This is a genomic window from Nitratidesulfovibrio liaohensis (genome assembly GCF_011682075.1).
Lineage (GTDB): Bacteria > Desulfobacterota > Desulfovibrionia > Desulfovibrionales > Desulfovibrionaceae > Cupidesulfovibrio > Cupidesulfovibrio liaohensis.
The window spans coordinates 1-738 of record NZ_VSMK01000709.1; the positions used below are offsets into that span (position 1 = coordinate 1).

Annotated in this window: 1 pseudogene; it reads right to left on the reverse strand. The window is 71.1% G+C overall.

The features are described from left to right. A pseudogene (locus tag FVW27_RS18035) lies at positions 1-563 on the reverse strand (transglycosylase SLT domain-containing protein); the annotation flags it as partial. Positions 564-738: the final 175 nt, after the last annotated feature.

The window sequence follows — 738 nt, forward strand, 5'->3', positions numbered from 1 at the left end:
CCGGGGTCCTTGGCCAGCATTTCGGCGGCAATGTCCTTGATGTAGTCGCCGCGATAGAAATCCTCGGGCGGGGTGTGGTCCGTGCCGGTGGCCAGCCGGGTCAGCAGCGCGGCCAGCGAAATGCCGGGCGTGGCGTCCGCGTCGTCCGTTGCAGTGGTCGCCTCGATTGCGGCAGGGGCAATGCCGGAGGTGCCGGACGCCATGGGGCCGGAACCGCCATCGTTTCCGGTGTCTCCGTCGCCGTCGGGGGCGGTGCCGAAGCCCACGGACACGTCGGCGTAGCCGTCGGCCACCAGGCGCAGGGCCTCGTCGCGGTTGTCGGCCTTCACCCAGCGCAGTTCGTAGCCGTAGCGGGCGCAGAAGGCGGTCAGCAGTTCCTGTTCGAAGCCGGGGCCGTAGGGCGAAAGGCGCGTCAGCACCCGTTCGCGGGCAGGGGCGGCCACGCGCAGCACGTCGGAATCGCGCGGGGCGGGCAGCAGGATGAGCAGCAGCAGGAACGCCTGGGCGATGGCAAGGCCGAACAGCGCAAAGCGTTCCCTGGTGGTGAAGATAGGATTGTGCATGCGGTACGGTGGGCCGACGGGTGGAGAGCAGCGAGGCGGAGAAGAGCGGGTGGCCGGATGCGCGGGTGGCCTGTGCGATCAAGGGGGGCGGAAGGGGCGTTCGCCTGTGGCGGGCCGCGCTTCCGTGCGCGGGGGTGGCCGTCGGGCCGTGGGTTGTGCGGCGTTGCGCGGAGCG